Origin of the sequence: Gordonia sp. CPCC 205333 (assembly GCF_048537885.1) — a bacterium.
Lineage (GTDB): Bacteria > Actinomycetota > Actinomycetes > Mycobacteriales > Mycobacteriaceae > Gordonia.
In genome coordinates this window covers 771,425-779,095 of the sequence record NZ_JBCLVI010000003.1, presented here as the reverse complement: position 1 = coordinate 779,095, position 7,671 = coordinate 771,425, and the positions used below count along the sequence as shown (strand labels likewise).

The following is a 7,671-nucleotide window of genomic DNA, read 5'->3' as shown; positions in this document are numbered from 1 at the left end:
TTGGAATCGCACATAGCTTAGGCTACCCATGCTTAGGAATGGGTACAAAAGCACCACCCGAGAATGGGTAGGATTTAGGGTAGGCTACCCTGCTGGGAGGTTGCCGAAATGGCGTTCGCCGTCGTTGGTAGCCGGATCTTGCAAACATAGTCCTCAACGAAAGATGCAACCATGTCGACCACCAGCCCTGTGCTGACGAGGGAACAGATCATCGGGGATCTGGCCGAAATCCTGCAGGTCTCGCCAACTGAAATAGGCGACGACACCAATGTGCTGGATTACGGTCTCGACTCCGTCCGGCTGATGGCCCTGATCGAGAAGTGGCGCGCGGCCGGGGCACTAAAGGCTGACCTTGTCGCACTGGCATCAGATCCGGTCGTCGGTGCGTGGGTTCGTGAACTGACCGACGGGGAGAGCGCGAAATGAGTACTGCGGCAGAAGAATTCGACGTCATCGTGGTGGGTGGCGGTCCAGGCGGATCGACTACCTCAACCCTTCTGGCCCGCAGCGGCCACCGCGTTCTGCAATTGGAGAAGGAGACGTTTCCGCGCTACCAGATCGGCGAGTCGCTGTTGCCGTCGACCATCCACGGCGTATGCAAACTCCTCGGTGTCGAGGACAAGATCGCCGAAGCCGGATTCGTTCGAAAACGGGGCGGCAGTTTCCGTTGGGGCACCAACCCGGTTCCGTGGAACTTCCTGTTCGCAATATCACCCGAGTTCGCCGGTGACGGCTCCTATGCCTACCAGGTTGAACGAATGAAGTTCGACAACATTTTGCTCCAGAATGCCGCCGACAGCGGTGTCGATGTTCGGCAGAACGCGCGTGTGGCCGGAGTGGAGAAGAACGCGGATGGGCGCGTCGTCGGAGTGCGCTATATCGACGCCGATCGGGTGGAGCATCAGATCTCGGCGAAATTCGTCGTCGATGCTTCCGGAAATACCACGCGTCTGTCGAAACATGCTGGCGGAGAACGGGTCTACTCGGACTTCTTCCAGAATGTCGCGCTATTTGGATACTTCGAGAACGGCAAACGACTGCCGCCCCCCGACAGTGGGAACATTCTGTGCGCTGCCTTCGACGAAGGATGGATCTGGTACATCCCGCTCTCGGACACGCTGACCAGCGTGGGTGTGGTCATCGCCAAGGAGAAGGCGGAAGCCATCAACGCGCAAGAAGATACCTATCGGGGTTTCATCGATCGGTGCGAGATCGTCAAAGACATGTTGACCGATGCCACCCGGGTGACCGACGGAGTCTACGGTGAGATCCGGTTGCGCCAGGACTATTCGTACGCCAACACTGAATTCTGGGGCAATGGAATGGTTCTCGTCGGCGACGCGGCCTGTTTCATCGACCCGGTGTTCTCGACGGGCGTCCACCTGGCCACCTACTCCGGTGTGCTCGCAGCTCGTTCGATCAACAGCGTGTTGGGTGGTTCGCTGACCGAGGAGCGCGCGTTCACCGAGTTCGAAGGGCGTTACCGTCGTGAATACGCGGTCTTCTACGAGTTCCTGTCGGCGTTCTACGACATGGAGCAGTCGGAGGATTCGTATTTCTGGAAGGCGCGCAAGGTGACCAACCTCCAGCAGGCTGACATCACCGCATTCGTCTCGCTGGTGGCCGGCGCGTATTCCGGCGAGAATGTGTTGACCGATCCTGCGGCCCTGGTCCAGCGGTTCGAAGAGTCGACGGCCGAGCTAACCGAGGCAACGCAGCGCACCGGCGGGATGGACACTGACTCGGGGCAGCGAATGGGCCACATGTTCGGCGCACCGGTGGTCCGTGAAGTGATGGAGGAGATGAACGCGTTGCAGGCGCGTGTCGCAACCGGAAGCGCACGGGTAGAGCCGCCCATTCTTGACGGCGGTCTGGTGCCATCGGCCGATGGTTTGCATTGGGTAGAACCCGAGCAGGTATCGGCATCGGTGTGAATACGCTCCGCGTGCTTCGGGGCGGTCCCTTGTCGTGTTGAGACTGCTCGCGGTCGTCTTGATCGCAGCCGTCGGATTGGGCATGCTCGCCCGGCGGTTGGGCTTGCCCGCATTGGTGGGTGAGCTCCTGGCGGGTGTTGTGCTTGGCCCGTCGGTGTTCGGATGGCTGTGGCCGGAAGCGTCAGAGGCCCTGCTGGGACCCGATCCGGCAAAGTCTCCGGCGTTGTCGGCGGTGAGTACGTTGGGGGTGTTGCTGCTCGTCGGCCTCGCTGCCACCGAACTCGATGAGGACTTCCTGAAGAAGCGGGCCGCTACCGTTGGATCGATCAGCGTATTTGGCTTCACCATCCCTTTGCTCGCCGGAATCGGAGTGGGATTGCTTGTCCCGCAACAGTTTCATGGCCACAGTTCGCAGAATGCGGCATTCGTACTGCTGTTGGGTGTCGCGCTGTCGGTCAGTGCCATCCCAGTCATCACTCGAATTCTCATCGATCTGGATCTGCTCAAACGGGACGTCGGGCAGCTGACGCTCGCGTCGTGTGCAGTTACCGATATGGGTGCCTGGGTGGTGCTGGCGGCGGCGTCGGCGATGGCGACCGTCGGTATCGGCGGAAGCCGGTTTCTGTTAACGGTCGGGGCGATGGTCGTAGTGCTGGCCTTCACCTGGCTGGCGCGACCGTGGGTTCGTCGCGGACTCGATCGACTGGAAGCGTCGTCTCACGGTGGCTACACCACCGCCGTAGTGGTGATACTCATTATCGCGGGCGGAGCGGCCACCGATGCGATGCATCTGGAGGCCGCGCTGGGTGCGTTTCTCGCCGGCATTCTGGTCGGCAAACGTGGTACCGGTGTGATCACTCCGCTTCAAACGGTGACCACCGCCGTGCTGGCGCCGGTGTTCTTGGCCGGCGCCGGATTACATTTGGATATAACGGATTTGGGCGATCCGCAGACCTTGATCTGGGGTGCGGTCGTGCTGGTTGTGGCGATCGTCGCGAAGTTCGCGGCAGCATATCTGGGTGCACGGGTCGGTGGCCTGCCGCACTGGGAAGCCGCCTCCCTGGGGGCGGGACTCAATGCTCGCGGTGCGGTGGAGATCATCATTGCCACCGTCGGACTGAACTTGGGGATCTTCAATCCCCAGGTCTACATGGTCGTGGTGCTACTCGCGATCACGACGTCGATTATGGCCGGGCCGATGCTGATATATACGACCCGACGCAGCGAGCGGGTTGGGGCAGTTGTACCGACCTAGAATATTTAGGATAGTCTTACCTATGTCCGATTTCCCTGTGCGGACCCCGGCCGCGTATGACCCGCCGGCTCACGAAGCCTGGTTCATCCGCGCTAATCGTAGAAATGGAGGCGCAACGCGTGCGCGCACACAATGAGGCGCTGCTAGATGTGGTCGGGATCGGATTTGGTCCATCAAATCTGGCGGTGGCAATCGCTATCGAGGAACACAACTGGGCGTCAGCCCCGAATGCGCAGATCACCGCGCGATTCTTCGAAAAGAAGGACAAATTCGGCTGGCATCCGGGAATGTTGTTGCCGGGCACCACGATGCAAGTGTCTTTCCTCAAAGATCTTGTGACGCAACGCGATGCGACCAGTAGCTACACATTCCTGAACTACCTCGCGCAGCGCGGTCGGCTGACGCATTTCATTAATCGCCAGGATTTCTTCCCGCTGCGCGACGAGTTCCACGACTACCTCGAATGGGCTGCGGACCGGGTGGAGATACCGGTGGACTATTCGGCCGAGATTACCGATATCGACTGGGACGGCACCGCTTTCGTGTTGACGGCGCCGTGCGGCGAGAGCGTTCGGGCGCGCAGCGTGGTGCTAGGCGGCGGCCTGCGGGAGAAGCTGCCGCCGGGGGTCGTCAGCGGACCGAGGGTGTTCCACAACCACCAGATGCTGATTCGCTACGGGGAACTGCCATCGGCGAACCAGGGCAAGTTCGCGGTGATCGGTGCGGGTCAGAGTGCCGCCGAAGTCGCGGCGTTCCTACATGAGCACACCGACGCCGAGGTGCACACGGTATTTGCCAAATACGGCTACACACCGGCGGACGATTCTCCGTATGCGAACCGGATATTCGACCCCCAGGCGGTCGACGAGTACTTCGGCGCCGACGATAAGTGGCGCGACCGATTGATGGCGTATCACCGTGGCACGAATTACTCGGCAGTCGATCCGGAACTGATCGAGGACCTGTACCGCCGGGAATACGCGGAGCATGTCAGCGGTAAGCGCAGACTATTCGTGCATGGCGCATCGGAGGTAGTCGATGTATCCGAAAGTGCCGACAGTGCACATCTGACCATCGTTCAGCGACTGACCGGGGCGGTTACCGAAATCGATTGCGACGCTGTGATTTTCGCTACCGGATTCGATACTGTTCCGACGTCGGATATGTTGGGTTCGCTGTCTAATCGATGCCGAGAGGACCAGCACGGCCGTCCGGTGCTTGATCGGCAGTACCGGCTGCAGACCGACGACGATGTGACCGGGCAGATCTTCGTGCAGGGAAATACCGAACACTCACATGGCCTGACATCAACTCTGTTGTCGAATCTCGCGGTGCGGTCGGGTGAAATCGTCCGCGCTGTCGCCGAAGATCATGCGGCGGTGGCCGGCGGGGTGACGTCGTGACCGTAGACGTGACGCCCCACCCGACGCAGCCGCAGCTGGCGATGTATCCGCTGCTGCCCAGAACGATTGAGGTGGTCAGGTCGACTGACTTATCGGCGCAACTGCGTCGAATAACTTTCTCGATCACATCGCCGCAGGATTTCCGTTTCACCCACATGGCGCCCGACGATCACGTCAAACTGTTTTTCGCAGACGAAACTGGCGAGATCGTCATGCCGGGAGTCGGTCCGGATGGGATGCGGTTACCTGCGGAAGGGAAGCGTCCAACATACCGCGATTACACGATTCGGGCGTTCGACCGCGAAAACGGTTTGCTCGACATCGATTTCGTTCTACACGATCACGGCGTCGGTGGCTCGTGGGCGATCGGGGCGGCGGTCGGCGACTCGCTCGGCATGTTGGGGCCGCGCGGTTCGGTGGTCTATCCGACTGGTTACGACTGGTACCTGTTGGGAGCCGACGACACCGCTATCCCGGCCCTGGCGCGTTGGCTGGAGGAGTTACCCGACGGCATTCCGGTGGTGGCATTCGTCGAAGTAGGCGACCGCCACGATGAGCCGGAACTGCCGGCACGCGAAGGAGCGACGGTTCGTTTTCTACACCGTGCCGCTGGAGCGGGTGAGGGCAACTTACTCTTCGACGCGATTCGCGACCACGAGTTCGCGGGCGGCTCCTTTTACAGCTGGGTCGCTGGAGAAGCCAACTCGCTCAAGCCGATTCGACGGTATCTCCGCCGTGACCTGGGGCTACCGAAAGACCGGGTTAAGGTCGATGGCTACTGGCGGCAGGGCACGGTGAATCTCGATCATCACGAAGCCGACGGTCAAGAAGACTGAAGCCTGCGGACTGCCTGGCGTCGAGGGGAGATGCCCCTCGACGGCCGCAAATCAACAGGTTTGAGCGGGCACCTAGTTCACCAATGGTGACAATGTCTCGCCAAGTAATTGCACGCGTCCAGGGATGTGCCCATTGGGCATCAGGTTCACAGTGAAACCGTCGACGCCGGTAGCCAGCAACTGCTCGAAACGAGCCTTAACCTCGTCAGGAGACCCGACGACGATCGCATCACGACGTGCGCCGGCCGCGGGGTTGCGTTCGATATAGGCGTCCAGGTCGGCGACGGCTTCCTCGTGGGTTGGCGCGATACACGCATAGGTCTGGAGACTGACAGTGATCTCCGACCTGTCGCGGCCCAGCCGCTCGCAGTGCTCGGACAAGGCGGCCAATTTGCGCGGGATCTCATCGACGCCGCAAATCAAATTCGATTCATCAGCGTATTGCGCGACGAGCCGCAATGTCTTCTTCTCGCCGCCGCCGCCGATCATCACCGGTATCGAGGAGAGCGGCGCGGGCACATTGATCGCCTCGCGCACCTGGTACCACTTGCCGTCCAGACTGGGTCGCTCGCTGCGCAGCATCCCCAAGATGATCTGCAACGATTCTTCAAGTCGTTCGAAGCGGTCAGTAAAGGTGCCGAAGTCGAACCCCAGCGACTCGTGCTCCAACTCGAACCAGCCAGCGCCAATCCCCAGTCGGGCCCGTCCACCCGATACCAGATCGAGTGCGGTGACTGTCTTCGCGAGCAGCGCCGGTGCCCGGTAGGTGTTGCCGGTGACCAACGCGGACAGGCGAACTCGCGATGTGTGCTGTGCCAGCGCGGACAACAACGTGTATGCCTCGATCATTTCCTGATCAGGCGTGCCGAGCATTGCCAGCTGGTAAAAGTGGTCCATCACGAAGACGGTGTCGAAGCCGGACCCATCAGCTTCTTTGGCCTGGGCCACGATCGTGTCGAATAGTCGTTCTGCTGGAATGCCGGGATAGGTGAAGTTAGGTATCTGATAGCCGAGTCGCGTCACACCGACACAGTACGCCGACGTCAGGAGAGTCGACGGGCAAAACTGCTTAGCGTCTCAATCAGCTTGTCCAGCAACGCGTCTGCGTCCGCAGATGAGACGATTGCGGCATTCGGGGCGCCGGTCATGCCGCGTTCGTCGGCAACGGTCATCCCACGCGTATGAGTGCCGGTCAGTTCGACGGAGACCCGCGCTGGCGTAGTTGTCACCAAGGTCGGGTTTACCGCGACCATCGCTGCCAGTGGATCATGAGCATGGGCCAGGTAGCCCTCGTTCATGTCGGAATGAAACTCGAAGTAGAACCGCAGTGCATCCACGAGATGTCTAACCAGGTGATTCGATGCCACCGACCGCATACCGCGTTCGTCATCGACGTCGGGCAATTCAAGCGGCGTCGAGTCGGCGGCAGCGGCGAGCCGTACGAGATGATCGGGCGTAAAAATCATCGACTCGGTGATGTCGAGTGCGCAGACAATAGGATTGGGCGCGTCGTCGTCGCTGAATGCCTCGAAGACTTCCGCCGCCGCCTCGGGATCGACGATAATATTCCACTCGCCGACCGGCGTTGTATTGCCGTGTACGTGAAAGGCCCCACCCATGATGACCAAACGCCGGAGTTTGGTGGGCAAGGTCGGATCGCGCCGAATCGCTTCGGCCAATGAGGTCAATGGCCCGGTGACCAGACCGACCAACTCGCCGGGATAGGCGTCGGCGGCGGCAAGCCACGCATCGGCGGCGTCGATGTGCGAGGCAATCGTTGTGGGACTTGGTAGTTCGGCGTAGCCAAGTCCCAGCGGGCCGTGCGTGTCCTCACATGTGCGCAGCGGCACGGCCAACGGACTCGCGGCACCGACATGGACCGGAACGTCGTCTCGTCCGGCGAACTCCAGCCAGGCCAGGTTATTTCCCGCCACGACATCGGTCGGCACATTTCCACCCGTTGACGCCACGCCGACGATAGTCAACGCGGGCTGCGCGAGGAGATAGAGCAAAGCCAACGAATCGTCGATGCCGGTATCGCAGTCGTAGAAGATAGTCGCGGCAGACATGAGAAGGAGTGTAAAGGGAGGAAAGCAAAATCCCCGCGACCTATAGATCACGGGGATTTCATCGGTGTCCGAGGGGGGACTTGAACCCCCACGTCCGTTAATAGGACACTAGCACCTCAAGCTAGCGCGTCTGCCATTCCGCCACTCGGACGAGCGCTGGACAACAGTAACCGA

Annotated in this window: 7 protein-coding genes and 1 tRNA gene; 5 read left to right on the top strand and 3 right to left on the bottom strand. The window is 60.7% G+C overall.

The features are described from left to right. Window positions 1-171 precede the first annotated feature (171 nt). From AAFP29_RS13865 to AAFP29_RS13845, 5 genes are all read left to right on the top strand, one after another. Window positions 172-426, top strand: coding sequence for a phosphopantetheine-binding protein (locus AAFP29_RS13865; protein WP_419217933.1), 255 nt, complete (start codon window positions 172-174; stop codon window positions 424-426). Continuing rightward, window positions 423-1,934, top strand: a complete 1,512-nt coding sequence (locus AAFP29_RS13860) for a tryptophan 7-halogenase (RefSeq protein ID WP_419217932.1) — start codon at window positions 423-425, stop codon at window positions 1,932-1,934. The genes AAFP29_RS13865 and AAFP29_RS13860 overlap by 4 nt, the downstream gene beginning before the upstream one ends. Window positions 1,935-1,968: 34 nt before the next feature. Continuing rightward, complete coding sequence (locus tag AAFP29_RS13855; RefSeq protein ID WP_419217931.1) at window positions 1,969-3,189, top strand: cation:proton antiporter; 1,221 nt, start codon at window positions 1,969-1,971, stop codon at window positions 3,187-3,189. 119 nt (window positions 3,190-3,308) lie between these two features. Continuing rightward, window positions 3,309-4,592: a lysine N(6)-hydroxylase/L-ornithine N(5)-oxygenase family protein gene (locus tag AAFP29_RS13850; protein ID WP_419217930.1), complete on the top strand. Its 1,284-nt coding sequence runs from the start codon at window positions 3,309-3,311 to the stop codon at window positions 4,590-4,592. Next, window positions 4,589-5,428 (top strand): siderophore-interacting protein, encoded by an 840-nt coding sequence (locus AAFP29_RS13845; RefSeq protein ID WP_419217929.1) that lies wholly within the window; start codon window positions 4,589-4,591, stop codon window positions 5,426-5,428. Before AAFP29_RS13850 ends, AAFP29_RS13845 begins: the two co-directional genes overlap by 4 nt. 72 nt (window positions 5,429-5,500) lie before the next feature. On the opposite strand, the gene AAFP29_RS13840 is transcribed toward AAFP29_RS13845, so the two are convergent. From AAFP29_RS13840 to AAFP29_RS13830, 3 genes are all read right to left on the bottom strand, one after another. Then, a complete protein-coding gene (locus AAFP29_RS13840) occupies window positions 5,501-6,451 on the bottom strand; it encodes an LLM class F420-dependent oxidoreductase (protein WP_419217928.1) in 951 nt (316 codons plus the stop codon). 20 nt (window positions 6,452-6,471) lie between these two features. Continuing rightward, window positions 6,472-7,497: a nucleoside hydrolase gene (locus tag AAFP29_RS13835; protein ID WP_419217927.1), complete on the bottom strand. Its 1,026-nt coding sequence runs from the start codon at window positions 7,495-7,497 to the stop codon at window positions 6,472-6,474. A 65-nt stretch (window positions 7,498-7,562) separates the two neighbouring features. Then, a tRNA-Leu gene (locus tag AAFP29_RS13830) sits at window positions 7,563-7,648 on the bottom strand. Window positions 7,649-7,671 lie beyond the last annotated feature (23 nt).

Bases quoted from the DNA above. Each gene is read 5' to 3' on its own strand.
- AAFP29_RS13860 (WP_419217932.1), top strand. From the start codon at position 423: ATGAGTACTGCGGCAGAAGAATTCGACGTCATCGTGGTGGGTGGCGGT.
- AAFP29_RS13865 (WP_419217933.1), top strand. From the start codon at position 172: ATGTCGACCACCAGCCCTGTGCTGACGAGGGAACAGATCATCGGGGAT.
- AAFP29_RS13835 (WP_419217927.1), bottom strand. From the start codon at position 7,497: ATGTCTGCCGCGACTATCTTCTACGACTGCGATACCGGCATCGACGAT.